Source organism: Aeromonas sp. SER (assembly GCF_038739615.1).
GTDB classification, from domain to species: Bacteria; Pseudomonadota; Gammaproteobacteria; order Enterobacterales; family Aeromonadaceae; genus Aeromonas; species Aeromonas jandaei.
In genome coordinates this window covers 1-26,152 of the sequence record NZ_JBCGFC010000009.1, presented here as the reverse complement: position 1 = coordinate 26,152, position 26,152 = coordinate 1, and the positions used below count along the sequence as shown (strand labels likewise).

The 26,152-nt window shown below is 54.9% G+C and carries 26 protein-coding genes; 14 read left to right on the top strand and 12 right to left on the bottom strand.

Features of this window, described 5'->3' with window-relative positions; translation table 11 throughout:
• Positions 1-22: 22 nt before the first annotated feature.
• Genes AAHA41_RS14215 through AAHA41_RS14180 form a run of 8 tightly spaced genes read right to left on the bottom strand, consistent with a single transcriptional unit; the run spans position 23 to position 8,323 of the window.
• Positions 23-1,252 (bottom strand): EAL domain-containing response regulator, encoded by a 1,230-nt coding sequence (locus tag AAHA41_RS14215; RefSeq protein ID WP_323070202.1) that lies wholly within the window; start codon positions 1,250-1,252, stop codon positions 23-25.
• 11 nt (positions 1,253-1,263) lie between these two features.
• On the bottom strand, positions 1,264-2,334 hold the full coding sequence (locus tag AAHA41_RS14210; protein WP_323070200.1) for a chemotaxis response regulator protein-glutamate methylesterase: 1,071 nt from the start codon (positions 2,332-2,334) through the stop codon (positions 1,264-1,266).
• A complete protein-coding gene (locus tag AAHA41_RS14205) occupies positions 2,331-3,194 on the bottom strand; it encodes a protein-glutamate O-methyltransferase CheR (RefSeq protein ID WP_323070199.1) in 864 nt (287 codons plus the stop codon). Before AAHA41_RS14205 ends, AAHA41_RS14210 begins: the two co-directional genes overlap by 4 nt.
• Entirely contained in the window at positions 3,194-3,727 is a 534-nt protein-coding gene (locus tag AAHA41_RS14200; RefSeq protein WP_033113544.1) for a chemotaxis protein CheW, read from the bottom strand. Before AAHA41_RS14200 ends, AAHA41_RS14205 begins: the two co-directional genes overlap by 1 nt.
• Before the next feature lie 10 nt (positions 3,728-3,737).
• Positions 3,738-5,414, bottom strand: coding sequence for a methyl-accepting chemotaxis protein (locus AAHA41_RS14195; RefSeq protein WP_323070197.1), 1,677 nt, complete (start codon positions 5,412-5,414; stop codon positions 3,738-3,740).
• A gap of 43 nt (positions 5,415-5,457) precedes the next feature.
• On the bottom strand, positions 5,458-7,632 hold the full coding sequence (locus AAHA41_RS14190; protein ID WP_323070196.1) for a chemotaxis protein CheA: 2,175 nt from the start codon (positions 7,630-7,632) through the stop codon (positions 5,458-5,460).
• Positions 7,619-7,939 (bottom strand): STAS domain-containing protein, encoded by a 321-nt coding sequence (locus AAHA41_RS14185; RefSeq protein ID WP_323070195.1) that lies wholly within the window; start codon positions 7,937-7,939, stop codon positions 7,619-7,621. Before AAHA41_RS14185 ends, AAHA41_RS14190 begins: the two co-directional genes overlap by 14 nt.
• A gap of 15 nt (positions 7,940-7,954) precedes the next feature.
• Entirely contained in the window at positions 7,955-8,323 is a 369-nt protein-coding gene (locus AAHA41_RS14180; protein ID WP_033113548.1) for a response regulator, read from the bottom strand.
• 250 nt (positions 8,324-8,573) lie between these two features.
• Between AAHA41_RS14180 and rlmKL the strand changes: the two genes are divergently transcribed.
• From rlmKL to rmf, 4 genes are all read left to right on the top strand, one after another.
• Complete coding sequence (gene rlmKL / locus AAHA41_RS14175; protein ID WP_323070194.1) at positions 8,574-10,751, top strand: bifunctional 23S rRNA (guanine(2069)-N(7))-methyltransferase RlmK/23S rRNA (guanine(2445)-N(2))-methyltransferase RlmL; 2,178 nt, start codon at positions 8,574-8,576, stop codon at positions 10,749-10,751.
• Positions 10,751-10,981, top strand: a complete 231-nt coding sequence (locus tag AAHA41_RS14170) for a glutaredoxin family protein (RefSeq protein ID WP_323070224.1) — start codon at positions 10,751-10,753, stop codon at positions 10,979-10,981. The genes rlmKL and AAHA41_RS14170 overlap by 1 nt, the downstream gene beginning before the upstream one ends.
• Positions 10,982-11,054: 73 nt before the next feature.
• Positions 11,055-12,968, top strand: a complete 1,914-nt coding sequence (locus AAHA41_RS14165; RefSeq protein WP_323070192.1) for an ABC transporter ATP-binding protein — start codon at positions 11,055-11,057, stop codon at positions 12,966-12,968.
• Between the two features lie 161 nt (positions 12,969-13,129).
• On the top strand, positions 13,130-13,306 hold the full coding sequence (rmf, locus tag AAHA41_RS14160; RefSeq protein WP_010674759.1) for a ribosome modulation factor: 177 nt from the start codon (positions 13,130-13,132) through the stop codon (positions 13,304-13,306).
• Positions 13,307-13,393: 87 nt separating this feature from the next.
• On the opposite strand, the gene fabA is transcribed toward rmf, so the two are convergent.
• The 3 genes from fabA to AAHA41_RS14145 all read right to left on the bottom strand — a co-directional run bounded on the left by fabA (position 13,394) and on the right by AAHA41_RS14145 (position 16,449).
• Positions 13,394-13,954 carry a 3-hydroxyacyl-[acyl-carrier-protein] dehydratase FabA gene (fabA, locus tag AAHA41_RS14155; protein WP_033113552.1) on the bottom strand — a complete coding sequence of 187 codons (561 nt, stop codon included), beginning with the start codon at positions 13,952-13,954 and terminating at the stop codon, positions 13,394-13,396.
• 76 nt (positions 13,955-14,030) lie between these two features.
• Positions 14,031-16,007, bottom strand: a complete 1,977-nt coding sequence (locus AAHA41_RS14150) for a Lon protease family protein (protein WP_323070191.1) — start codon at positions 16,005-16,007, stop codon at positions 14,031-14,033.
• A 79-nt stretch (positions 16,008-16,086) separates the two neighbouring features.
• A complete protein-coding gene (locus AAHA41_RS14145; RefSeq protein ID WP_323070190.1) occupies positions 16,087-16,449 on the bottom strand; it encodes a helix-turn-helix domain-containing protein in 363 nt (120 codons plus the stop codon).
• Between the two features lie 124 nt (positions 16,450-16,573).
• Between AAHA41_RS14145 and AAHA41_RS14140 the strand changes: the two genes are divergently transcribed.
• The 10 genes from AAHA41_RS14140 (at position 16,574) to AAHA41_RS14095 (ending at position 24,726) form a co-directional block, all read left to right on the top strand.
• Positions 16,574-16,825, top strand: a complete 252-nt coding sequence (locus tag AAHA41_RS14140; RefSeq protein ID WP_041207774.1) for a hypothetical protein — start codon at positions 16,574-16,576, stop codon at positions 16,823-16,825.
• Positions 16,812-18,293 carry a replication initiation factor domain-containing protein gene (locus AAHA41_RS14135; RefSeq protein ID WP_323070189.1) on the top strand — a complete coding sequence of 494 codons (1,482 nt, stop codon included), beginning with the start codon at positions 16,812-16,814 and terminating at the stop codon, positions 18,291-18,293. The genes AAHA41_RS14140 and AAHA41_RS14135 overlap by 14 nt, the downstream gene beginning before the upstream one ends.
• A gap of 27 nt (positions 18,294-18,320) precedes the next feature.
• Positions 18,321-18,554, top strand: coding sequence for a hypothetical protein (locus tag AAHA41_RS14130; protein ID WP_323070188.1), 234 nt, complete (start codon positions 18,321-18,323; stop codon positions 18,552-18,554).
• A 146-nt stretch (positions 18,555-18,700) separates the two neighbouring features.
• Positions 18,701-18,934 carry a hypothetical protein gene (locus AAHA41_RS14125; protein ID WP_146181436.1) on the top strand — a complete coding sequence of 78 codons (234 nt, stop codon included), beginning with the start codon at positions 18,701-18,703 and terminating at the stop codon, positions 18,932-18,934.
• Positions 18,935-18,937: 3 nt separating this feature from the next.
• Positions 18,938-19,159 carry a Flexible pilin gene (locus AAHA41_RS14120; RefSeq protein ID WP_323070187.1) on the top strand — a complete coding sequence of 74 codons (222 nt, stop codon included), beginning with the start codon at positions 18,938-18,940 and terminating at the stop codon, positions 19,157-19,159.
• Between the two features lie 92 nt (positions 19,160-19,251).
• Positions 19,252-20,577, top strand: coding sequence for a hypothetical protein (locus tag AAHA41_RS14115; RefSeq protein ID WP_197025490.1), 1,326 nt, complete (start codon positions 19,252-19,254; stop codon positions 20,575-20,577).
• Between the two features lie 6 nt (positions 20,578-20,583).
• Positions 20,584-20,898 (top strand): DUF2523 family protein, encoded by a 315-nt coding sequence (locus AAHA41_RS14110; protein WP_323070186.1) that lies wholly within the window; start codon positions 20,584-20,586, stop codon positions 20,896-20,898.
• A complete protein-coding gene (locus AAHA41_RS14105) occupies positions 20,899-22,101 on the top strand; it encodes a zonular occludens toxin domain-containing protein (RefSeq protein WP_323070185.1) in 1,203 nt (400 codons plus the stop codon).
• Between the two features lie 139 nt (positions 22,102-22,240).
• Positions 22,241-23,080 (top strand): hypothetical protein, encoded by an 840-nt coding sequence (locus tag AAHA41_RS14100; RefSeq protein ID WP_323070184.1) that lies wholly within the window; start codon positions 22,241-22,243, stop codon positions 23,078-23,080.
• A 758-nt stretch (positions 23,081-23,838) separates the two neighbouring features.
• Positions 23,839-24,726, top strand: a complete 888-nt coding sequence (locus AAHA41_RS14095) for a hypothetical protein (RefSeq protein WP_323070182.1) — start codon at positions 23,839-23,841, stop codon at positions 24,724-24,726.
• Between the two features lie 356 nt (positions 24,727-25,082).
• Here the strand turns inward: AAHA41_RS14095 and AAHA41_RS14090 are convergent, their stop codons facing one another.
• Positions 25,083-26,021 (bottom strand): DUF2971 domain-containing protein, encoded by a 939-nt coding sequence (locus AAHA41_RS14090; RefSeq protein WP_323070179.1) that lies wholly within the window; start codon positions 26,019-26,021, stop codon positions 25,083-25,085.
• Positions 26,022-26,152: the final 131 nt, after the last annotated feature.

The following is a 26,152-nucleotide window of genomic DNA, read 5'->3' as shown; positions in this document are numbered from 1 at the left end:
TAAATTTAAGTTATTTTCCCAATCAGGGTTGGTCTGCCGGATAAATAGCGTTTTTTGCCTGCCATTCGCCGAACCAGTGTGCAATCTGTTCAACCGGCAGCGGGCGACTGATGTAATAGCCCTGGGCTAAATCACACCCCAGCAAGGCCAGCTGATCCCAATCCTCTTCGCTCTCAACTCCCTCAGCGACGGTTTTGAGCCCCAGTTTTTGGCTCATCACAATGGCGGAGGTGAGGATGGCCAGCTTCTTGGGGCTGGTATGGGCATCGTGGACAAACTCCTTGTCTATCTTGATTTCGGTAAACGGGCAGCGGGACAGCTGTTTCATCGAGGAGTAGCCGGTGCCGTAATCGTCCATTGCCACACCGAAGCCACGCAGTCGCAGACGGGCGAGGGTACCGAGCGACACGGCGAGGTTGGACATGAAGGTGGTCTCGGTGACTTCGATGATAATCGCCTGACAGGGCAGGCGATGGCCCTGCACTACCTCTACCATGGTTTCCACCAGCTTGTCGGTCGTCAGCAGTGAGACCGGCAGGTTGATGGAGCAGCTGAGCTGGCCGGTTTGCAGAGTGAGTTTGTTGAGTGCCTCGCAGGTGGCATGCAGGAAGGCGTAGAAAAAATCGAGCGCCAGCGGCCCCTCTTCCAGATGATGAACGAAACAGACCGGGGGCAGGGTGCCATGCTCGGGGTGATGCCAGCGCACCAGCGCCTCGAAGCCATAGAGGCTGGCATCGCTCATGGTGATCTTGGGCTGCAAAAAGGGAACCAGCTGGCCTTGCTCCAGAGCATGGCGGACATCGTCGCTGGTGAAGGTGAGCTGCATCCATTTGTTGCTCTCCCGATGGACCCGCGGATCGCAGTGCTGCAACATGTTGCGCAGATCCTGGGCTCTGAGCGGTTTGGCCAGTACGCCGATCACCTCCAGCGTGCCGGCATCGGCGATGGAGTGGATCACATCCAGCACATCCCGATCCACGGCGCTCATCACGGCGACAAACATCTGATAGCCGGTGTGCTTCTCCAGCTGGCTGATGAGCTCGACCCCATCCATTCCCGGCATGTTGAGATCGGTCAGCAGCAGATCGACATGCTCCAGTTGCTGCAGCTTGTTGAGGGCATCCTGACCATCGCTGGCGAGATGGATCTGGCCAAAGCCCAGATCTTGCAGCAGGCAGGTCACCTCATACTGCTGGGTACGGGAGTCATCGACCACCAGGGCATTGCGGCCCTGCCATTGTTCTAGGGACATGGTGGTTCCTCTCAATCGGGACGGCCAAGCGTCTGGGTTATCTGGGCAAGGGACATCACTTCATCGATCCCGCCATGGGCGATTGCCTCCTTGGGCATGCCAAAGACCACGCAACTCGCCTCATCCTGCGCGATGGTGCGAGCGCCGGTGTCATGCAGTTCACGCATACCGCGGGCGCCATCATCCCCCATGCCGGTCATGATGACGCCAAGGGCGTTGTGACCGGCACTGACCGCTACCGAGCGAAACAGCACATCGACCGAGGGACAGTGACGAGAGACGGGGGGACCCTCTTTCACCTCAGCCAGATATTGGGTGCCGCTGCGCTGGATCAGCAGATGTTTGCCACCGGGGGCGATCAGCGCCACCCCGGGCAGCAGGCGATCGCCGGTGGCCGCCTCTTTGACTTCGATTTTGGAAAGGCCGTTCAAGCGCTCTGCAAACGAGGCGGTAAAGCGCCCCGGCATATGCTGCACGATGGCGAGCCCCGGACAGGTGACCGGCAGTCTGGTAAGCAGATACTCAAGGGCCTGGGTGCCGCCGGTGGAGGTGCCAAGGGCGATGATCCGGTCGGTAGTGCGAAATTTGACCCGCTCCGGCGGGGGCGAGAGCATGGCATCGGCGGTGCGCTTGGGAGGCGGACTAAAACCGGGTTGCTGGTGGTCTGGCAGCAGGTTGCGCAGCTTGGCGTTGACTGCGGTACGGATCTCCTGGATCAGCTCATTGGCCGATTGCTGCAGGAAGCTTTTGATGCCGACCGCGGGCTTGGTGATGATGGAGATGGCCCCGGCAGCCATGGCATCCAGGGTAATAGTAGCGCCCTCTTCGGTCAGGGAAGAGCAGATGATGACCGGCGTCGGACGTTCGCTCATGATCTTGCGCAGAAAGGTGAGACCATCCATGCGGGGCATCTCGATATCGAGAATGATCACATCCGGCCAACACTTCTTCATCTGCTGCATGGCAAAGATGGGATCGAATGCTGCGCCAATTATTTCGATATCGGCAGCCTTGCCCAGCATCTGGGTCAGCACTTCCCGCACCAGCGCCGAGTCGTCCACGATCAGTACCCGTATGGTCATGTTTCATCCTTAAAAAGCTGAGGTTGGCAGCGATAGCGCGAAGGGGCCTCCTGCACCAGTGGCAGATCCTGCTGACGGATGATCTCCGAATGGCCGACCAGCAGATAGCCGCCGGGTCTGAGCAGCTCACACAATTGGGAGAGCACCTGGCCTTTGGTCTCTTCGTTGAAGTAGATAAGCACATTGCGCAGAAAAATGACGTCGAACTCCCGCTCGATAAAGTTGCCGCAGGTGAGCAGGTTGAGGTTGGAGAATGACACTTTTCTCGCCAGCTCGGGTCTCACCCGCACCTTGCCCGCATATTCGTCGTGACCGCGCTGGAAATAGCGCATCCAGAGGTGGGGCGGGACATGCTGGGCCCGTTCCACGGCATAGATGGCACGCTGGGCAAAGGGGATCACCCGGGTATTGATGTCGGTGCCGTAGATCCGCCAGCGCTCGTTGATGCCGAGCTGTTCGGCCAGCACCATGGCGGCGGAGTAGGCCTCCTCACCGGTGGAGCAGGCGGCAGACCAGACTCGCAATGGTTGATGGCGGCTAGCGTGTAGTTGTTCGGCATGGTGTTTCAGCCAGCTGAAGTGCTGTGCCTCGCGGAAAAAATAGGTTTCGTTGGTAGAGAGCAGGTTGATAGCGAGCTGTCGCTCCTGCACATTCTGTGGCTGGTTGATCCACTCCCAGTAGCCGTAGTAGCTGGTGAGATTGAGCGCCCTCAGCCGTTTTGCGAGGCGGGATTGCACCAGCGCCCGCTTGCAGGGGGCGAGATCGATGCCGGCGGCGGTGAAGATAAAACGCCGGAACAGCTCGAACTCTCTTTGGGTGAGCACCGGCCCCTGATCCGGGGTGGTGAGGGATGCCGCCACTAATAGCCCCCTTGCTCGCTGTTGAAGAGCTGGCTGGTGGTGGCCTCGGCCATGGCGCTCAGCTCGGCGATGGAGAGCGCCTTGTGCATGTCGAGCAGAATGGCGAACTGCTGGGCGATGGTGACCACCCCCTGGATGAAGTCGCCGCGAATATGGGCGCCAAAGGTCGGGGCTGGCTCTATGGTGTCGGTGGCAATCTCCAGCACCTCGCAGACGGAGTCGAGCAGCATGCCGATCTCCTGCTCTTCGCCATTGCTGTTGGGCAGCGAAAGGATCGCGACACAGGTGGTGGGCTGGATCGGGGTCTGCCCCCGGCCAAAGCGGATCGAGAGGTCGATGACCGGCACCACGGCGCCCCGCAGGTTGATGATCCCCCTGACAAAGCGCGGCATCATGGGCACCGGCGTCATCCCCTCGAACTCGATGATCTCGCGGATGCAGCCGATATCGACCCCGTAGAGCTCCCCTCCCAGCATGAAGGTCACGCAGTGGAAGTGGGAGGTGACAGTATCAGGGGCATGTGTTGTGCGCATTGGGTTGCTCCTAATAGTTGCTGAACTTGCCATCGTCTACTTCCCGCTCCAGATCGTCGTCATGGTGCAGGTGTTGGTTCAGCGTGCTCTTTTTCGGGATGGCCGGTCTGGCACTGTAACCGGCGGCATGAAACTGGGTGGGCTGACGGTTGTTGCCGCCGCGCAGGGTGAACTGCTGCATCAGCTCCTGCAGTTGCAGAGCGGTGGAGCTCAGCTCTTCCGAGGTGGAACTCAGCTCCTCGGCCGAGGCAGCGGAGGCCTGCATGCCATCACTGATCTGGGTCACTGCAATATTGATCTGGGAGACGCTGGCCCGCTGTTCACGGGAGGCCGATGCGATCTCCTGCACCAGAGTGGCAGTCTGATCGATCCCCGGCAGCATCTCCCGCAGCAGGGTGCCGGCCTGTTCGGCAACGCTGACCGAGCGGCCAGCCAGCTCGCCAATCTCCTTGGCGGCATTTTGCGAGCGCTCCGCCAGTTTGCGCACCTCTGCCGCCACGGTGGCAAAACCCTTGCCGTGTTCGCCGGCGCGCGCCGCCTCAATGGCGGCATTGATGGCCAGCAGGTCGGTCTTGTTGGCGATGTCATTGATGACGGTGATGCGCGAGGCGATCTCCTTCATGGCGTGAACCATCTCGCCCACCGCCTTGCCGCTTTCGGTGGCACTGCTGGCCGCCTTGGTGGAGATATTCTCGGTGACCTTGGCATTGTCGGCGTTCTGGCTGACGGTGGCCGCCATCTCCTCGACGGAGGCGCTGGTCTGCTCGACGCTGGAGGCCAGTTCGGAGGAGGTTTGCGACAGCGAGTTGGCGGTGGCGGCGACCTGTTCAGAGGCCGAGCCGATGGCTTCCGACATGGCGCCCACCTCGTTGAGAATATCGGAGAGGCGGTGGGCCATGCTCTTGATGGCAAAGAGCAGGCTGCTGCTGTCATCGTTGCGCAGTTTGACCGGGGTTGAAAGATCCCCGGCGGCGACACGGGAAACCACCTGCACGGTATAGGAGGGATCGCCACCCAGCTGACGCAGGATGCTGCGGGTGACCAGCATGGCCAGAACCAGACAGATAACGAAGGCGGAGCAGGAGATGAGGATCAGCAGGCTCAGGTTGTCCTGATAGATATCTTCACTCTCTTTTAACGACTGGGTGGCTAGGCGGTCATTGATATTGACCAGCTCGGTCAGCAGATCATCTGACTTGTCGAAGGCTGGGCGGCCTTGTTCGGCCATGATCTGGGTTGCTCTCTGGTTGTTGACATTATCGCCGGTATCCGACTGCGCGGTGCGCATGATGATATCGGCATAGGACTTGTAGGTGACCCAGGATTGGTCAAAGCGCGCCAGCGCATCGATTTCAGGTTGGGTCAGATAGGTTTTGCGATAGGCATCGAGCAGTTTGTTGAGCTGACTCTCGTAACGCAGGATGTTGCCTGCATTGAGCTTTCTGGTCTCCTCTTTGGTCTCCAGCACGTAGCGGTATAGAGCACGGTTCATGTAGATCGCCTGCATGTTGGCGTTGGCCAGATCCCGAATGGGCACCAGTTGGTTGGCATGCATGCTTCTGACAAGCAGTGCCATCGTTTTGGTGGAGTAGTAGCTGGTGACGGTCAAGGTCACCAGCAGCACCATCAAAACGGAAAATGAGAGCACCAGTTTTGTTCTGACTTGCAAGTTGTGAAACCAGTCCATGGTTTTGACTCCGTTAAAGCGGTTGATAACAGTATGTGGTCAATCAGGTTCGGTTGCCGGAGAGGGCATCGGCATGCCGGTGGATCAAGTGCAACTCCCGTCGTCTGGCCAGCTCGATAAGCTGTGGCACATCAAGAATGAGGGCCGGCTGGCCATTGCCCAAAATGGTTGAACCGCTGACATATCGCAGCGTCCTGAACAGCTCTCCGAGTGGTTTGATCACCGCCTGCACTTCGCCAATCAGACGATCCACCACAATGCCGGCGCGGTTGTCGGCATAGTCGACGATAACGACAAACTCGGGCTCGTCGGCGGGGGGAAGGGCAAACAGCTCGCGCAGTACGATAAAGGGCACCCACTCGCCGCGGATATTGATCTGGCGCGAGGGGGTATCGAGGGCATCCGGCGGCAGGTCAATGCACTCGAGCATCATGTCGAGGGGGATCACCAGAGAGGAGTGATCCACCTCGATGCGAAAACCGTCGATGATGGCGAGGGTCAGGGGGAGCCGCAGGCGAAACGTTGTGCCGCGGCCAGGATGGCTCTCGATAGTGGTCTCGCCCCGCAGGGACTCCAGATTGCGTTTAACTACATCGAGCCCGACACCGCGACCCGAAAGATCGCTGACACCGCTGGCGGTTGAGAAGCCGGGTTGGAACAGGAACTGGAATATCTCCTGCTCGCTCAGGACTTTTCCCTCCTGAGCCATGCCCATCGTCTGGGCCTTGGCCAGGATCTTGTCGCGATCGATGCCGCGACCATCGTCGCTCACTTCAACCACTACGGCGCCTGCGTCGTGATAAGCGTTCAGGGTGATCACGCCGCCAGCCGCCTTGCCAGCCTCAAGGCGCTGCGCCTCATCCTCGATGCCGTGATCGACGGCGTTGCGCACCAGATGCATCAGGGGATCGGTCAGCTTCTCGACCATGGATTTGTCGATATCGGTTTCGGCGTTGTTGATGTGCAGGCTGATGTTCTTGCCGGTCTGCTGGGAGAGTTCGTGCACCAACCTCGGAAAGCGGTTGAAGATCTCGTTGATGGGCACCATGCGCAGGGTAAGGGCGTCATCGCGGATCCCCTCGACCAGGGTATTGACCGCTGCCACCGACTCGACCAGCTCGGCATCTCCTCGCAATCTGGCCTGCAGGGTTGTCGCTGAGGTGGCGATCACCAGTTCGCCGACCCGGTTGATCAGCCGGTCGAGCTTCGCCGCCTCAATGCGAATGTAGTGTCCCTCACTGCGCAGCGGGGCGGGCTTGGGCTGAGGTGTTACCGGCTGTTCCGGCTCTGGCTGCGCAGGTTGTGACACTGATGCTGAAGGGGCGGCGGATGCGTTGTCTGTTTCGCTGGTTTGGCCGCGGCGATAGTCGCCCCGTTCAATGGCGGCCGCTTCTTCACGGGTCAGGACGTCGGCCGCCTCCCAGCGGGCAAGCTGGGCCGTCAGCGCTTCATTGCGCCACTGGGCCAGTCGTTCACCTTGCGCAGCAAACTCGGCGAGATCCTGATGAGGCGTCAGCAGGCAGATGATGCTGGCATGAGCCACAAAATCGAAGGTACTGCGGATCCGCTCGGGGGATTCAGCACTGCGCAGGCCAATTTCATAGCCAAGGAAACATTCGGTTGGGTCGAGCAACTGAAGGGGGGGCCATTCGTGCCAGACCGGTTCGATGAAGATGATCTCTCCCAGATTGCCGAGATAGCGGATAAAGGCCAGCAGGTCGAAGCCATCCTGATAAAGCGCGGGATAAAAACGCACAGAGAGGTGCCAGCGCTTGAGATCCTGCGAAGAAGTTACGTTCTGTGGCGGCACTACGACCGGCTGGGCTGGCAAACTTTGATGGCCTTGCAGTTGGGAAAGCAGGGCCAGGATCTGTTGGGTTTCGGTCTGCGGCAGCTCGGGGTTGTGCTCCGCCCCTTGCAACAGGTCGCGTAGCTGATCATTGCAGGCCAGCAGCAGGTTGATCAGATGCTCATCGAGCTGCAACTCGCCGCTGCGAAGCCGTGCCAGCATGTTTTCCATGGCGTGGGCGAAGCGTACCAGCATGGTGAGGCCCAGCATGCTGGCTGAACCCTTGATGGTATGGGCGGTACGAAACATCAGATTGTAGGTTTCGGGATTGGCCGGATAGCTTTCGCGATCAAGGAGCGCCTGCTCCAGATGATCACACTGCTCGTAGGCCTCCTCGAAAAAGAGGGTGCGCGCTTTATTGACGTCCATCTGGCCCCTCCGCTCTGGTCAGGGAAGAAAGCAACCCGAGCTGGCCCAGCGCCAGTTCGGCTTCACTGCCATCTCCCGTCTTGATCCGCAGCCGCTTGCCCTGGTTATTGGCCTCTTGTTGGAGTAGGGCGACAAGCTGGGCGCCGCAGCTATCGAGTGCTTCAAGCTGGCTCAAATCCAGCAGGGCAACAGGAAAGTTGAGCAGACTGAAGAGATCGTCTTGCAGCTCTGCCACCGTCATGACGGTGAACTCCCCCGTGAGAATGGCGGTTGGGGGCGCGTGCATAATATCCAGTTCAAAACTCATACCTTGTGCTCCCTATCATGGTTGCACCACCTTGTAGACGTCATCGATAAGCTTCAGCGGTTCGAATGGCTTGGTCAGCCAGACACGGGCGCCAGCATCGAACCCCTCCTGGCGGATCTCAGGCGAGTTTTCCGTCGTCAGCATGATGAACGGGATATAGCGAGTAGTTGCCTGTGCCTTGAGATGGCGCAGCAGTGTCATTCCGTCCATGCCCGGCATGTTGAGATCGGAGATGATGAGATGTACCCGCTGGCCATCGAGGCGGGAGAGGGCCGCGTTGCCATCATCCGCTTCGATCACGCTAAAACCGGCGCTTTGCAGCGTCATGGTAATGGTGGCTCTGATGCTGGCGGAGTCTTCCACAACAAGGATGGTTTTGGTCATAAGGGTGACTCGTTCACTGGCGTTATTTGTATCCGGGTGACATGGGTAGAGGCTTCCTAATTGTTGTCCAATAAGTTGATGTGTGTGGATTTTTTAAAAATGGATCGGCGTGTGCAGGACAAAAATCGGGGAAGGGGGGGCGTGGTGGTTTTTAAGCGACTACGGAATGGGTTCAATAGGCGCTTGTTACACCGTATCTCCTGTCATTGTCAGCCACTTTTGCATGCTCAGAGTGACCTGATGAGGTATAATGCGGGACTATTTTTATGGGTTCCCCGTGAGCGTGATGAAAGAATTTTTTGCAACCTGCCCCAAGGGGCTGGAAAACCTGTTGGCCGACGAGCTGACCAATCTGGGCGCAGAGCAGGTCCGTGAGACCGTGGCTGGCGTCCACTTCAAAGGCGAACTGGCGGTGGGCTACAAGGCCTGTCTCTGGAGCCGTCTGGCTTCCCGCATCGTACTGGTGCTCTCCGAATTCCAGATGAACGACGATCTGGATCTCTATCTGGGCGCGCATACCATCCCCTGGGAAGAGCACTTCTCCGGCACCGCCACCATTGCGGTGGACTTTACCGGTACCAACGCCTCCATTCGCAATACCCAATATGGCGCGTTGAAGATCAAGGATGCCATCGTCGATCGCTTTACCAAGCGCGGTCATGTCCGCCCGGACGTGGACAAAAAATCCCCGGATATTCGCATCATGGCGCATCTGGGCAAAGGCAAGGCCAATATCACGCTGGACTTGTCAGGCCCGGCGCTGCATCAGCGTTTCTATCGTCAGGGCACAGGTGAAGCACCGCTCAAAGAGAACCTGGCGGTCGCCATGATTGCCCGTAGCGGTTGGGCCGGCGAGCCCATGATGGACCCGATGTGCGGCTCCGGTACGCTGCTGATTGAAGCGGCCTTTATCGCCGCCGATATGGCTCCGGCCCTGCGCCGCGAGCGCTTCGGTTTTGATCGCTGGCTGCTGCACGATAGCGAGTTGTGGCAAAGCCTGATGATGGAAGCGCAAGTTCGAGCCAAACGCGGCATGCAGCGCTGTGAGGTGAAACTGTTTGGTTGTGATGCCGATTCGCGCGTGCTGCTCAAAGCCCGTGACAACGCAAAAGCCGCCGGTGTCGCCCATCTCATCACCTTCAAGCAGGCTGATGTCACCAAGCTGGAAAACCCGCTGCCGATGCCGGCTGTGGAAGGGGAGGCCCGTCAGGTCGGTATGCTGATCTCCAACCCGCCCTACGGCGAGCGTCTTGGCGAATTCCCGGCGCTGCTGGAAGTGCATCAGGCCCTCGGCGATGCCCTGCGTCGCAGCTTCCAGGGGTGGAGAGTCTCCATTCTGTCCGCATCACCCGAGCTGCTCAGCTGTCTGCGCCTGCGCGCTGACAAGCAGTATCGCCTGTTCAACGGTGCCCTCGAGTGTCAGCTGCGTAACTACCAGATTGCGCTCGATGCCGTCGCCTCGCAAAAAGAGGTGGCTCAGGACTTTGCCAACCGTCTGCGCAAGAATCTGAAAGCGCTCGAGAAGTGGGCCAAGAAAGAGAATCTCGACTGCTACCGTCTCTACGATGCTGACCTGCCTGAGTACAACGCCGCCATCGACCGCTATCAGGACTATCTGGTGGTGCAGGAGTACGCGGCGCCCAAGGATATCCCCGCCCAGAAGACCCGTCAGCGTCTGCTCGACATGGTGCAAGCCGCCATCAAGGTGACCGGCATGGACGGCGAGAAGGTGATCCTGAAAGTGCGCGAGCGTCAGGAGGGCAAGCAGCAGTACCAGAAGCTCTCCGAAGAGCAGCACCGGATGGAAGTGCAGGAGTATGGGGCCCGTCTGTGGGTCAACCTCTATGACTACCTCGATACCGGTCTGTTCCTTGACCACCGTCAGACCCGCCGCATGCTGGGTCAGATGGCCAAGGGCAAGCGCTTCCTGAACCTGTTTGCCTACACCGGCAGTGCCACCGTGCACGCGGGTCTTGGCGGTGCCAGCGAGACCACCACGGTGGATATGTCGCGCACCTACCTCAACTGGGCTCAGGACAACATGCGCCTCAACTCGCTGGTGGGCCGTCAGCACAAGTTTGTCCAGGCCGACTGCCTGAAGTGGCTGTCGGAAGCGGACGAGCAGTACGACCTCATCTTTATCGATCCGCCCACCTTCTCCAACTCCAAGCGGATGGACGAGAGCTTCGACGTGCAGCGCGATCACCTGCTGCTGATGCAGCACCTGAAGCGGTTGCTGGCTGCGGGTGGCACCCTGGTGTTTTCCAACAACAAGCGCCACTTCAAGATGGATCTGGCCGGTCTTGAGGCCATCGGTCTCAAGGCACAGAACATCACAGGCAAGACCCGGCCCAAGGATTTCGAGCGCAACCAGCACATCCACAACTGCTGGATCATCACCCATGCCGATAGCGGGGCTGAGGCATGATGCTGACCCTGTTTCACACCGACGGTTGCCACCTGTGCGAACAGGCGTGGGCGCTGGTGGAGGAGGCGGGGGCAGGCGATGTGACCCGCCGCTGCGACATCATGGACGATGCCGGCTGGCTTGAGGCCTATCGGGCGCGTATTCCGGTGCTGCGGGACGAGGCTGGCCGCGAGCTGGGCTGGCCCTTCACGCTGGTGGAGCTCAAGGGTTGGCTCGCTCGTCAGGGTTGATTTGTGATTTGACGATGAAACGGGGGCAGACCCAGTCTGTTGCCCGTTTTTTCATATGAGATAAGGAACGAACATGGCTCTTTTAACATTGCACGGCGCGTGTCTGTCGTTCAGTGATTTTCCGTTGCTCGACAAGGCCGAGCTGACCATCGAGCGAGGCGAGCGCCTCTGTCTGGTGGGCCGCAACGGGGCGGGCAAGTCCACCCTGATGAAGGTGATTGCCGGTGAACTGCCCCTCGATGATGGCCGTCTGGTGTTGCAGCAGGATCTGAAAGTGACTCGTCTTGAGCAGGATCCGCCCACCTCGAGCGAGCTCACCGTGTTTGATTACGCCGCCGAAGGGCTGGCTGGCGTGGGCGAGCTGCTCAAGCAGTATCACCACGTCTCCATGGCGCTGGCGAGTGACCCGTCCGATGCCAACATTCGCAAGATGAGCCAGCTGCAGGAGCAGCTTGATTATCAGAATGGTTGGCAGTACGAGACCCGCATCAATCAGGTGTTGACCCTGCTTGGTCTTGATCCTGACGTGACCCTCGACAGTCTCTCCGGTGGCTGGCTGCGCAAGGTGGCGTTGGCCCGGGCATTGGCATGCGATCCCGATTTGCTGCTGCTGGACGAACCGACCAACCACCTGGATATCGAGGCCATCAACTGGCTGGAAGAGTTCCTCAAGGATTTCCGTGGTGCCATCGTGTTTATCTCCCACGACCGTGAGTTTATCCACAAGCTGGCGACCCGGATCATCGATCTGGACCGCGGCGTGATCACCTCCTGGCCCGGCAACTATGACGAGTACCAGCAGGGCAAAGAGGAGTGGTTGCGGGTCGAAGAGCTGAAAAATGCCGAGTTCGATCGCAAGCTGGCTCAGGAAGAGGTGTGGGTACGCCAGGGGATCAAGGCGCGCCGTACCCGTAACGAGGGGCGAGTGCGCGCCCTCAAGGCGATGCGCATGGAGCGAACCCAGCGTCGCGAACTGCAGGGCAAAGCCAAGCTGCAACTCGATGAGGCGAGCCGCTCCGGCAAGCTGGTATTTGAGGCGGAAGGGCTGGGGCTCGACTTTGGTGATCGCACCCTGTTCGAGGGGCTGGATCTGCAGGTGCTGCGTGGCGACAAGATTGCGCTGGTCGGCCCCAACGGTTGCGGCAAGTCGACCCTGATCAAGCTGTTGCTGGGCCAGCTAGATGCCACTCGTGGCTCGGTACGTCAGGGCACCAATCTGGAAGTGGCCTACTTCGATCAGTACCGCGAACAGCTCGATCCCGAGCAGACGGTGGTGGACAACGTCGGGGAGGGCAAGCAGGAGGTGATGGTGCGCGGTCGCTCCCGCCACATCCTCGGCTACCTGCAGGACTTCCTGTTCGAGCCCAAGCGGGCCAGAACGCCGGTCAAGGCGCTCTCTGGCGGTGAGAAAAACCGTCTGCTGCTGGCCAAGCTGTTCCTTAAACCCAGCAACCTGCTGATCCTCGATGAACCGACCAACGACCTCGACGTCGAGACTCTGGAGCTGCTGGAAGAGCTGCTGGCGGACTATCCGGGTACTCTGCTGCTGGTCAGTCACGATCGTCGCTTCATCGACAATACGGTAACCGGTTGTTGGCTATTTGAAGGGGATGGCCGCATCAGTGACTACGTGGGCGGCTATGCCGACATGATGGCGACCCGTGAGCAGCAGCGCGCTCAGCAACAGGCCAAGAGCACACCGGTGAAGGCTCCCGAGCCGGTCGTTGCCGTTGCGCCCGAAGCGCCGAAGAAAGGCAAAAAACTCTCCTACAAGCTACAGCTTGAACTGGATGGTTTGCCGGCGCGTCTTGAGCAGCTGGAAGCTGAACTTGACGCGCTGCAAGGGGAGATCAACCAGCCCGGTTTCTTCTCCCTGCCAAGCGAGCAGACCCAGCCCAAACTGGCCGCATTGAGTGCCGCCGAGACATCGCTGGAGGAGGCATTTGCTCGCTGGGAAGAGCTGGAAGGACTCAAAAATCAGGAATAAGTTTCCTGTAATTTAAATTTAATTGAGTTCAGTGCCTTATGTCACAGAGGGGGGTTAGCATGGAAATTTTTGTTTGACCCTCCCTCCCTGCTGGGGTAAAGATGAAAGCGACCGATGAAGAATTGGTCGCTTTTTTTGTTCCACGAAGAGGGTCGTAGATGATGAAGAGACAGAAACGGGACCGTCTGGAAAGAGCTCGTGCTCGTGGTTATCAGGCTGGCGTGGTCGGCAAACAGAAAGAAGCGTGTCCGTATCAATGTCTGGATGCCCGTGGGCATTGGCTTGGTGGTTGGCGAGATGCCATGGAAGGGCGGGGCTCAGGCCTCTTCATGAAGTAAGTTACTTCATTACACTCATTACAAAAGGAAAGGGGCCGTCGTGGCCCCTTTGCGTTGTGGCTTTCGCCACATTCAGGTTCGCATTAATCAGAATGCGGTGGTGTCCTGGAACAGGCCCACTTTCAGGTCGGTTGCGCTATAGATGGGGCGGCCGTCAACTTCAACGACACCATCAGCAATGCCCATCACCAGTTTGCGGTTGATGACCCGCTTGAAAGTGATCTTGTAGGTCACTTTCTTGGCGGTTGGCAGGATCTGGCCGGTAAATTTCACTTCACCGACACCCAGCGCACGGCCTTTGCCCGGGCCGCCTTTCCAGCCGAGGAAGAAGCCAACCAGCTGCCACATGGCATCCAGACCGAGACAGCCCGGCATCACGGGATCACCCGGGAAGTGGCAATCGAAGAACCAGAGATCGGGGGTAATGTCGAGCTCTGCCAGGATCTCGCCCTTGCCGTGCTCGCCACCGTTGTCATTGATCTTGACGATGCGATCCATCATCAACATGTTGGGGGCGGGCAGCTGACTGTTACCCTCACCAAAGAGTTCGCCACGGCTGCAAGCCAGCAGCTCTTCACGGGTAAAAGAGTTCTTGCCCTGTTCACACAGGGAAAGGCGGGCTTCCAGGGTCGAATTGTCTACGGTCACGCTGAGTTTCCTTCAAATGAGTAAAGCTGCGCCAATTTAGCGTACAGATGTGCGCTAAACAACTCCGATCACTTCATTAGCGGCCAAACAGCCGATCAAGAAGGGCTCGCAGCAGCCCGACTTTCGCTGTGCTGCCGTTCAGCTCATCCAGTCGCTCCTGAATGCGGCCGAACAGGGTATCTGGCATGTCAGGTTCACCCGCCACACAGCCAGTCAAGAGCTCGATAGCCTCTTCCACATGATCCACCGGGTGGATATGGAACTGACCCGCTTCGACGGCGGCGATCACCTCATCAGAGAGGTTAAGCTGTTGGGCGTTGGTGCCGGGCAGCAGGATGCCTTGTTTGCCAGTCAGACCGTGGATCTTGCACACCCGGAAGAAGCCTTCGATCTTCTCGTTGACGCCGCCAACGGCCTGCACATTGCCAAACTGGTCGACCGCACCCGTTACCGCAAAGTGCTGGTAAATGGGCTGGCGGGCGAGGGCAGAGAGCAGGGCACACAGACCGGTTAGCGAGGCGCTGTCACCATCAATTTCGTGATAGGACTGCTCGAACACCAGATTGGCGGAGAGAGGAGAGGGGTTCTCGGCGCCAAACTTGTTGGAGAGGTAGCCGTGAATGATCATCATCGCCTTGGCATGGATGTGGCCGGCCAGTTCTGCCTTGCGTTCGATATCCGCCACATCGCCATCACCCAGGTGAACGGTGGCGGTCAGACGTACCGGTTCGCCAAAGTCATATGGGTGACCGGAGACCTGAATGACGGAGAGGCCGTTGATCTGGCCAATCTCTTCACCATCGGTCTGCAGCAGGATCTGCCCATCGATAACCCCCTGATCGGACTGTTCGACCAGATAGTTGAGGCGATAATCCTGCTCTTCCAGTGCGCCGCGGATATGCTCGTCGGTGACGACCTCCGCTTCCAGTTCGCGTGCCAGACTGTCAGCCATCCGCATGATGGCGGAGAGTTGTACCTCGGAGAGGGAGAGCCACTCCTGATGATCGCACAGACGGCTGGCGTGCCGGCATAGAGCGGCGAGGGCGGCAGGAGTGAAGTCCAGCAGTTCCCAACGCTCGCGCAGCCAAGCGAGATATTGTAAAAACTCCTGCAGATCTTCTTCGATGTTCACTTCAGAGACCAGATCTGCGCGCAGGAAGATACGCTCGGACATATCACGATCCAGCATCTGGAACTCGGCCACATCGAGACGATCACCCACCAGAATGAGCTTGAGCTTGATGGGGGTCGCTTCCGGCGTGAAGAAGGGGGTCAGCGTCTTGCCTTCCTGATAGGCGTTCCAGTCCAGCTCGCCTTTTTGCATGGCATTTTTGAGCTTGAACCAGAGATGGGGCTGATCAAGCAGTTCATCCAGTTGCAGGATCAGATAACCGCCGTTGGCCTGACGTAGCAAGCCGGGCTCCAATAGGTGCTGGTTGGCATAGACGGAGCCTTGCTCGGTCTGGTAGTTGATGGAGCCAAACAGAGTATCCCAGTTGAGGTCACGGCCGTAGATCACCGGCGCTTCCTGCTCTTCGTGATGAATGAGCAGATTGATCAGCACCGGATGCTGGAACTCCAGACCCAGAGCGACATGGGCGGACAGATCGGAGAGAAAGTCATCGATCTTGGGATCGTTGTTCTGCTTGCGCATGATGCGGGTCACCAGACGCTCGGCATCGAGGTGGTGGCTCATCAGCTTGAGCAATTCGCCAACCATCTCGCAGAACTCGATACCAGTGCCTGGTTGCAGGCGCAGCCAGATCGGTTTGAAGGGGTTGTTGAGGTTCTCGGTGTAGCAGAGGTCGAACAGATCGCCATCCTTGCCGTTGGAGGCGGCAATGAGGGTACGGCAGACATCTTCGTAATCGGCGCCGGGGAACCCGTTGAGCAACATGACCGGGCAGTCGCCATCAAAACTGGCTAACCGTTTGATGGCAGAAATGGCTCTGGGTTGCAGCGCAGCAAACGGAATGGGTTCTAGCTCGCTGAGGCTTGGAAACTGTTCAATCGCAAAAGCAGGTTTTAATTGTTCTGATGTTAATTCAGCCACTTAAGACATCCGGTCGGAGAGAGGATCAATTGTTGCCATTATACACAGTTCACTTAGTGGGAACAGAAAACAAGATACTTCATTTAACATAATATACATTATGCGCAGTCATGTCAGTCCCGTGGCTAGGGGTCAGGAACATAGCAACCGCAAGGGCTACAGCTGTGCCTGTACCTTTTGTGTACTTCGCTAAAATGTCATACCAAGCCTGTTTTAGCTCTGGGTCTGTCTCTCTGACAGCGGCCAGATTTAACAGCACTTCTTGAACGTCTAGGCCGATCTCTGCGGCAATCTTTTTTGCTGTGGCATCAGTGAGTTGCACTTTGCCAGTGGTCAAACTGGAGATGTGCGATTTGGTAAAACCAAGCTCAGCAGCAACTTGCTGATATTGGGTGAGCTTTTTGGTTCTCATGTACGCCTGAATCAGGGCTTTTGAGTCCATTTTGCTGTTTCCTCGCTTGCTTCAGTGGGCATATCACACACTTATTTGGGCTAAAAGTCATCCGTTGTTAGTTAGATTTAGATCTGATTCAATCCAGTCAGTTCATAATAAATCTTATCTACCCATGACCTACTTTAGCCCACAAAACCAAGATCTGCCTGCGCTCACCGAGCGCAAGGTCTATTGGCAGGCTGAACCGACTGGCGATTACTCCGCCTGTATCGCGGGTCAGGTTGAGATGTTCCGCGACCTCTACGAACTGCGGGTGTTCCTCTCTATGACGTATCCCGATACCGCCTTCGAGCTGGTCGAGGTTACCGAAGAGACATGGCAAGGTTTCTATGATCAGGGAGTCTTCTTCGATGACTGGTCATAATGCTGACGCCGTAATGCCGATAAATAGCGTTATCGGCAACAAAACCCTGATCGACTATCTGTCATTCACATGGTCGCCCGATGAGTTACGCCGAATGACCGAGCTGGCCAAGCAAGGTGCGTTCTTAAAAGCGATCCCACGTTTCGAGACCAGCAATCCCTCTATTCAGGCGGCGTTCTCAACTCCTGCGGTCAATGAACTGCGTTATCTGTGGAAACGCCCGGCTGGGTTCAATCCCCTCACCCGCTTTGATAAGGTGACAGAACGCCTTTGTGACAAGGCCACGCCCCAGCCTGTGATCTGTAAAGCCCCCTCCCCTGTATGCTCGCCGTCAATGGCGGACATGCTGGAACAAGTGCTGCACTCTGGGTACAAGTCTCGCGCTGATGTCCGTAAAGAGCTGAAGACGGTCTGCTCTACCCTGTTGGAGTTCTCCCAGTTCGAGGTGGTCGAAGGCGCCAAGTATTGGGAAGCCTACAACGATTTGATCGACAGCTATGGGGTTCAGTTTCTTGATGCCCTGTGCTGCGCCGAAATCGAGTTGTGGCTTGAGGAGCTGAATACCCGGATTGGGGTTCCTATCCCCGCCCCTCGCTTTTCGATGCGTCCGCGTCGTTCTGGCCTGCATGGTTATACCCACTCTGCAGATCTGCTTTGTGATGGCCTGCCCTGCGGTCTGATTGGTTGGGGGGCGGCCAACCATGGCTGCATGGTGAGTTTTTCTGGCGTGGGTTGTGCGGCCCTCGATTTCCAAGCTTTGCATGATGTTATCTCTCACATTCCATCCATTCGCATCACCCGGGTCGACTTGGCGCTCGATGACTACAGCGGCGACGTGATCTCCTATCAAGATGCAATCGCCGGTGCTGAGTCTGGGGAATTCCATCCAGAACGTGGCCGTGCTCCGTCATGGATGAAGATCGAGTCAGGTGAGTTCGTGATAGCCGAGATCTCTAAAGGGATTGCCAAGCGCTATGGCATGGCCCCGACCAAGGGATGTTCGTTCTATGTTGGCAGCCGCATCAATGGCAAATGTGCCCGGGTGTATGAGAAAGGTAAGCAGATGCAATCGACCGAGCATCCGAACTGGGTGCGCGCCGAAGGCGAGCTACATAACAAAGACCGGGTGATCCCACTGGAGGTTCTGGTTAATCCGGATCCTTTCTTTGCCGGGATGTATCCGCAGTTTGCTAAATGGCTGGATTCACTCAAGCAGGCCGATGTCGAACCTGTTCGTGTGACCACATTTAAGAACAAGTTCAAAACCAGTCGTGATAACGCTGTATTCAATATGGCTCGCATGGCCGGCCGGCTCGTTAATTGGTTAGCAAATATTGAAGGGTTAGCCCCGGCGGTGATTGTTAACCAATTAACTGCGCACCTAAAAGAAGATGATATTCCCGCACGGTTAAGAATGCCGTTACCACCCGAGTTTATATCGGGTGAACACTGTCTAATTTCGACCTAATCATGGTTCTTCAACGAGGTAAGTAATATGTCCCTGCTCACAGGTATTTTGGTAACGCGCGTTACTCATGGCTTTGGTGTATCTCGTAAATCGGGTTCGCCGGTTCCGTATGATTTTGCACAGGTTGAATACTTGGCTCCGGCCAATAACGTTAATAAGCCCGAGTGCAATATCACCTCCTGGGGCTACGAAGTTCGCCAGCTGGCCCTGCGCAATGATGCTGCACCATCAAGGAGATGGCCGACTGCCCCAAGCTGGTAGCCATTGATCTGGTGCTGGAAGCCGACCCGCAGAACCCGACCCGCAACGTTGTTGTTGGCTATCAGGCCAGCAAAAAACCGGTTTAACCACCGCGCCGCGAGGAGGAGGAGCGAGAGCGCGCAGCGAGCGACGACGAGGGCGCGACCATGCTTTGTCTTGATATTACCGCCGAAGGATATGCCCGTTTATCCGAGGGGGATGCCTGTAAATATGTGCTGCTGACTGTTCAGGAGCATTCCAGACTCACGGATATATCAAACTGGTTCCAGTTCGATATATCCACCGTGGGAATAGCCTTTGGCTCTGGCCTTGCTATTTGGGTCTTAGGCGTAAAGTTGGGCGCAATTGCCCGTGTAATTGTTGGTGCAAAAAGAGGATAAAAAATGAAAAAAGTATCAGGTTTGTTCCGTAATGCATGTATTGCGGCTGTGTGTGGTCTGTCTGCTAATGCGGCGCTGGCCGAGGGAACTGGTCTCGCGGATGCAGCCGGTAAAGCGATGGAGGCAGCTCAGGCCGATGTAACCTCAACCTCTCCCAAAGTGTTGTTGGTAGTCGCACTGGTGACCGCTACAGGTATCGTCATTTCCCTGATCCGTAAAGCTTAAACCATGTCCCTGCTTATTGGGACGCTCTGGTTTTATTTCCATCGCTGGCGTTTGCTATTGCTGGTTGTCCAGTCGGTGTTCAGCTGGGGAACGTGACGATTGCCACTCGGTTGCCTGTCTGCCTGAAGTTCGATTCATCACAACTGGGTGGCTGCGAGGTTAATTGCAAGGGGGTCTGTGTTGAGTTGCCTTTAGCCAATACCAAGGGGCCAGTGGAGACCACCGGCACGGCCTGCAATTATACCGATAATGGCAGTGGTAACGGTGACTCTGACGGCAGCGGCCATACACCGGGCGAAGGCAATAATTCAGAGAACGGCGGTTTACCTAAGGACTGGGATTTCTTTAATCCGGTTGTGGGTGATGCCACAGGGACTTCTGTATCCGCATCTATTGCCAAGCTCAATAAAAACCTTGGTAAACATATTGGCGCCTTCTCCGAAGGTACGGAACGGATATATTCACGGGTAAATCAAATTAGTGGCGATACAACGCGTATTGTTAATGCAACTGAAACTGCTGAGCGTCTATTAAAAGATATCGCCGAATATAACCGTGCAGCTCAATCCTCTATGGAGGGCTCTAACCTGTCTCTGTCTCGCATTGAGCAAGGTATTCAGGAGAGTAATGTCCATCTTAAGAAAATCGCAGATAAAGGGGGCGATTCTGGCTCTGGCGGTTCTGCCGGACGAGAGTTTGACCAAGACCGGTTATTTGGTGTCTTGGATGCCATGCGCTGGGGTGTATTCAACAGCATGGATCAGAAGTTAAACAGCATGCAGAACCCGCTTAATAGCATTGCGGGCGCGATGGGCTCTAATGGCATGGCAGGCAATATCAACGCCATGCGAGGCACCCTAGAACAAATCAGCGCCAAGATGGGCAGTTCTGGCGGCTCAACGGGCGGCGGCTCTTCCGGTGGTGGTGCGGGTGATCCATCCATGCAGCAGATGCTTGAAGGCATGAAGTTCATGGCCAAGGATCTGCGCGATATTCGCAACTCGGTTGCAGGTGACGGTACCGGTTCTGGCTCCGGCTCGGGAAGCGGCGACAGCGGAATTGATTACTCCAAGATGCCTGGCTCCGGCAATCATCCGCTCACGGTGGGAGCTGCTCATTATAACTCGGCCTGTACGGGCGGTGATTGCTTCTTTGATATAGCCGCCATTCAAAAGAAGCTGGATGACGCGAACAAGGCTATCTCTGACAAACACAAAAGTATTGGTGATGAAGTAAAAGACATGTTTGATTTTCAGCTCTCTGGTTCTGCTGGAATTATGGAGTGCTTCGATTTTTTCACCTATGGTGGAAAAGATTATCGCGTTTGCCCGCCTGCAAAAGAATATTGGGACATCATCGCCGCACTGATGATGTTTATTTTCTACTTCATTGCGTTCGCAATTGTATTCAAGAGGTAATACGTCATGGAATGGCTTGGTGACTTCTTTAATTCATTCTTCAACGATTTATATCAATTGGCTGTCCAGTTCGGTGCATGGTTGGCAATCAGAATGACGGTGCAATGGGTAGAATTTAAGTTGTTTATGCTTACCTTCTCATGGGACGTTGCCAAGCAAATTTTGGTGAACGTTCACTTTAGTGAAATGATCTCCCAGTCCTTCAATGCCCTCCCCGCTGACTTTCGCTCGATGCTGCTCTTTATCCATCTGGATAAAGGGCTTGCCATCCTGACGCAGGCCTTCGTGACCCGTTTTCTGCTGAACATCATGGGGTGGTAAATGTCCATCAAGATCCACCACGGGGCGCCAGGCTCTTACAAATCATCAGGGGCCATTCACACCGATGTGATCCCCGCCATCAAGGCAGGCCGCCATATCATCACTAACGTTCGCGGGTTCACCGCCGAACGCTGCAAGGAGGTTCTGGGCAAGGCGGTGCCCGATGAGTTCAAGGTGACCTATATCGACACCGAAGCCCAAGAAGGCCGCGACCAATTAGCCCGCTTCTACCACTGGGCTCCGAAGGGGGTGTTCTTTCTGGTCGATGAAGTGCAGCGGATCTTTCCGCCTGCATGGCGCCAGAGCGACCTCGACCGACTCGATTATCCGGGTGGGCCGGAAGTCGCCAAGGCTGACGGCCGACCCGAAACCATTGACGTTGCCTTTGATATGCACCGTCACCACAACTGGGATTTCGTCTTTACCACCCCGAACATCAAGAAGGTTCACGCCGTGATCAGGGCTGCATCAGAGACGGCGATCAGACACACCAATATGAAGATATTGGGCTTTGGTAAGCGTTACAAAACTGTCTTGCATCTTGCGGATAACAGCGGTGCGTCTATGTCCGATGTTCTGCAGGCCAAGCCATTCAACAAGGTGCCCAACTATGTTTTCAAGCTCTACGACTCAACTACAACAGGCCAAGTCACGGATACAATTGCGGGTAGCTCGATCCTGCGTGATCCTAAAATTCTGTTTTTTCTGGGTGTTATTGGATTCTGTCTCTACTTTGGCCTCATCAAGCCGGAATTTATTGATAAGCCTAGCAAGGCCCCTGCGCCCTCTCCTGCCGCTGCTAAGACTTCTGGGGCGGTGGGTGCTTCGCCCACTGCTGGGGTACGTCCTAGCGGCGCTCCTGCTGCGTCTGGTGGCGGGGTTCTTTCTGTAGGACCTTTTGCAGGCCATCGCCTGATCATCAGTTGCCATGTGCTGATTAAAGACAATCTTGGGTCTTACCGGGTCGAGTATTGCTTTGCCCTGCGCAAGGGAGACGAGGTCGCGCCTTTGGATGTAGACGATTGGCCAGAGGAACTGGCCAGTGTCGATGCCGTCAGCGGTTGCCATGCCGTGGTGAAGTATCAGGGCCAGCCGGTAGACGTGTACTGCGATCCAGAAGGTGACGCTCTACGCCGTAAACAGAACGCCGCCCTCTTTGCTGGCGGTGATAGCAAGATGAAACCAAATGATGGCCGAACATAAATGGCTTCAGGAGGGATCCCTTCCCTTGGCCTTAAGGCCATTACGTGAAAATAAATAAGGTAACCGTTACGTAATGATTTAATTTATTGGTCACCGTTACTATAATGTTGATGGTAACAGTGACTAAAAAGGTTTTGTCATGGACTACAAAGCTCAGATTGCTCAACTTCGTGTTCGGTATAACAGCCTTCTTGCGGCTATCAAGAAGGACAATATCTTCGATATGATTGAGGCATTGGAGGCTCTTGGCCTTACGCCTGCGGACTTCCCCCTTGAGGAGCCTGTCTGGCCACGCAGACCAATCCCGCTGCGGCGAGCCATTGAGGCCCTTATGATTGAGGCCGATATGACGGCTGATAAGTTGGAGAAGGAGGCTGTTGCTTTACCACCGAGGCCGCCCAAGAAGCCTATTGTCTTTCCTGATGCGTCCAAATTGTTGCATCATGGCCTTCGCCAGATTGAGGCCAAGAACGCAGCAATGATTGCCGATGTGCTGGCCAAGCGTTCATCCGATAATCCAGTAGGCGCATTGGCCAAGCCATCACCAGAGGTAACAGTGACCAAAATGACTTCACCGACTAGCCCCACTAAAACTCAAAATTTGGTAACAGTTGCCGAAAAAGATCAACGCGCTGACAGCATCCCCAATCTTGATTTGGAAACTGTGACCAAAACAACCTCTACACCCGAGCAGGCCAAGCCTAAACGACCTCGTGGCAGACCATCCTCTGGCGAGCGTGCTATGACTCCAGCCGAAAAACAGGCCGCATATCGTGCTCGTCAGAAAATGAAAAAAGTCACGGTTACTTTTGACCGTGCTGATGCAGATGAGCTGTTAACGTATCTGACCGCTGTGGCCGGAGACATCTCCTACCCTCTGGATAAGCAATTGGCACTTCGCTTACGAGATGCATGCCAGTCTGCTTGGGTGAGTCAGCGGGTCCCGCAGACCGAGTTCTCGGATGAAGAGAAGCGGTAAAGCGATTTTGCTATGCGGTATTCCCGGGAATTTTACGGAGTGCCCTTTGTGTATCCTCGCCGGTAAGCTTTAATAGGTCTTGAGTGGTGCCGTAGTCCCGCCCACTTACACCGAGCTACCAATCGTCAGGGATTAAGACACATGAAAAGAATCGCTTTGCTTGTGTTGGCTATTATCGGGATGAATGCCTTTGCTGTGTTCTCAGTCTCGGCAGGTGAGCCACCTCCTCCCCCGCCGCCTATCATTATTCGTTAAGAGAACTTGATGGTTGAAGGCCGTTTGAAAGGATTCAGACGGCCTTTTAATTTTATGCCCGGGTATAAATAATGCCTAACTGCGTCACTGCATTGTTTATGTTAAATACAGATGTCAACGCCGCAAAGGATAGGGGCGGTAGCCCCTATAAGCCGCCCTCTGCTGTCCATTTAACCTCCAATAGCCTCGCGGCGGAGCACGCCCATCTACCCCAGAGACTGGATCACCCACTTCCCTGCCAAACCGTGTTTAGCTGCCCGAATAGACGAAAAATGCGAGGGTGCTAGCGAAGCGACGCAAACCCTCTGCAAATTTTTCGGGAACCGCAACAATAGGAGTAATCACTTCCCTGCCCCATCACTCAATAGCGCCGTATTAGTCTGCGGTGCTGGCCGTCATGATAATCAGGCACGCCCTACGTCATTCAAATTTGGTCTCGCCTGTAGCTCATGGCACAATGCCCGCTTAGTTTTTGGTGTGAGGGAAACATGACTCCGGCTCAGATGAAGCAATACGGTAAGGGATTGGGCCTGTGGCAAGACAAGAAGTTGGCCACTGGTGAGCCTATCCAGTACACGAAAAAGGATAACGGTGGCTTCGTGCAACTGGTTAAGAAAGCCGAAGGCAAATGGATTGAATCGGAGAACGAGTGTAAGAAGCCGTTCAATCCGATAGAAAATGGCGTATTTGTTTGGACAGAAATTAAAGGTGCCGGACATGCTTTTGTTTCTGTTCATGAAAGCAATAGCCCGTTCGTCTACACCTATGGCCGCTTTGGTCGTGTTGGGAACCCTCGCGGTGCTGTTGGGGATGGCATCCTGAATTTCTTCAAATATGAAGACGCCAGAGAATATTACCGTGATGAACTTTATAGCAAATCAGCCAGAGTATTTATGATCACTGATGCTGACCCTGCTATTGCAAGAAAATATTTTGAGCGCCTTTGGTCTAATGGTGTACCTGCTGCCCCCACTCCTGACATGGGCGCAATGACAAAGAAAAATGGCCATACCATCGATAGATATGATGTAACAGGAAAAAACTGCACAACACACACCACTGATGGTATTAAAATGGCAGGCTCCTCTGTTTTTAAAGGAGGATACACAACGAATTCTCAAATGCGGATTGATTCGGAAGAGGATTTTGCTGTTCCCGTATCTTTGCAGCGTTATTTGATTAAGAAAAGTTCAGAAAAATCTATGCAGGTCGTAGAGGTGACTGCTGAGTTCAGAAAGCAATATCCGAATACTACCAAGGTTTCTCCTGCACATGATGATTCTTTCCTGAGTACCTTGGCTGAGGTTGCATCAGCTATAGGTAAGCTATCACCGTATTCTGGTGGTTCAGTTGGTGGCGTATTAGGTGGGGTGTCTGATGCTATCAAGTAAAGTTAAAACCATCATACGATGGGCTTCCATGTCGATTGTTGGCCTTGGCTATTATGTCTGGCTCGGTCTGGCTTCTTTACCATTTGGTCATATATCAGAGAAAGAAAGTGTATTACTTTCTGGACCAATTACCTTAGAGCAGCACCGAGCAATAATGGAAAACGTTATGGATGCAACTAATACAGTCTTCAGCGTTGCGATGTGGGGATTCTTGGTATGTGTAAGTCTTATATTACTAATCTTTAGCAAGGTTCGCTAAAGCTTTATGGGCGGCAATATGTCGCCCATCTATCCCTTTCCTGCCAAACTGGTTTTTAAAACTTTCAGTGTCTGAGAGAGGAAACACCTCGGGGAATTTAAGTATTAGGTAATGTTATGTTGTCAAAAATATTGAACTCAGAAAATGGAATTATATTTAGTTCGAACTTGGTTCTGCTTGGCGTTACTTGAAACATTTTAATGTGAGATAGTTGATTGTTTTTACATATTTTATCATGTAGCTTCATGTTTTCAATGTGGTTTGATTTCCAGCCAACATATACAGACACGATGGATGAAGGATTAATATTTAATGTGAGCATTAATTCATCGGAAAGCATCGCATAGTTGTTTTGCGATAAACCATCGATATCAGTTTCAACTTTGAAGGTGTCTTCATCTATTACGACTACGTCATCGAGCTGACCTTGATAATAATCTGCTTTTTTGTCACTTATGCATTTTATTTGATCATGAAATTGCAAGGGGACTATGCATCGGTATTCTTTTTCATATATCCAATCGTCACCCTTTGTTAAAAGTGATTTCATTAGTATATTTTTTCTTAATTCTGTGACATCCATTCCACTAAACATGTCGGTATGTCTATCATACCTGCAGTTGTCATAATTTATTTTATGTGGCTTAAATGCAACTGGAAGTGATGGATGGACTCTATTTTCCATGTGTTCTAAAAAATTTGACTTATAACCGATGCAAATACCTTTGTGCTGATCTGCATAATGAGACCACATTAGTAAATTTCTTGGTGTTTCAGTTAGTGAAATAATTCCTGTCATTTCAACCATAGTGCTGAAGCTGACTTCATTGAATATGGACAGGAGTTGTTCATCCTTCTTACAAAAAATTGATACTGGATCTGTGTCTTCATATTTATCAAGCGCAAGACTCATTGACTCTTCATCTATTATTTCCTCGAAAGGGTCATTAAGTTGAGTTGTGCTTGTTATTTTTAGTGTCGGCGCATCAAAATATGAAATAGGTAGATTTTTATAATATTTAAATAGTACATTCATCTATGCGGCGTTTTTCAAGATAGTTGTCGCGTAACCCTGTTTTAAGCCGCTTGTTTTTCTTCTGGTTCTGACCGCTCTGGGTTCAGCATCACGGCTCCTATCGGTGTCCAGTTTCGTGTGTTCCCACTCCA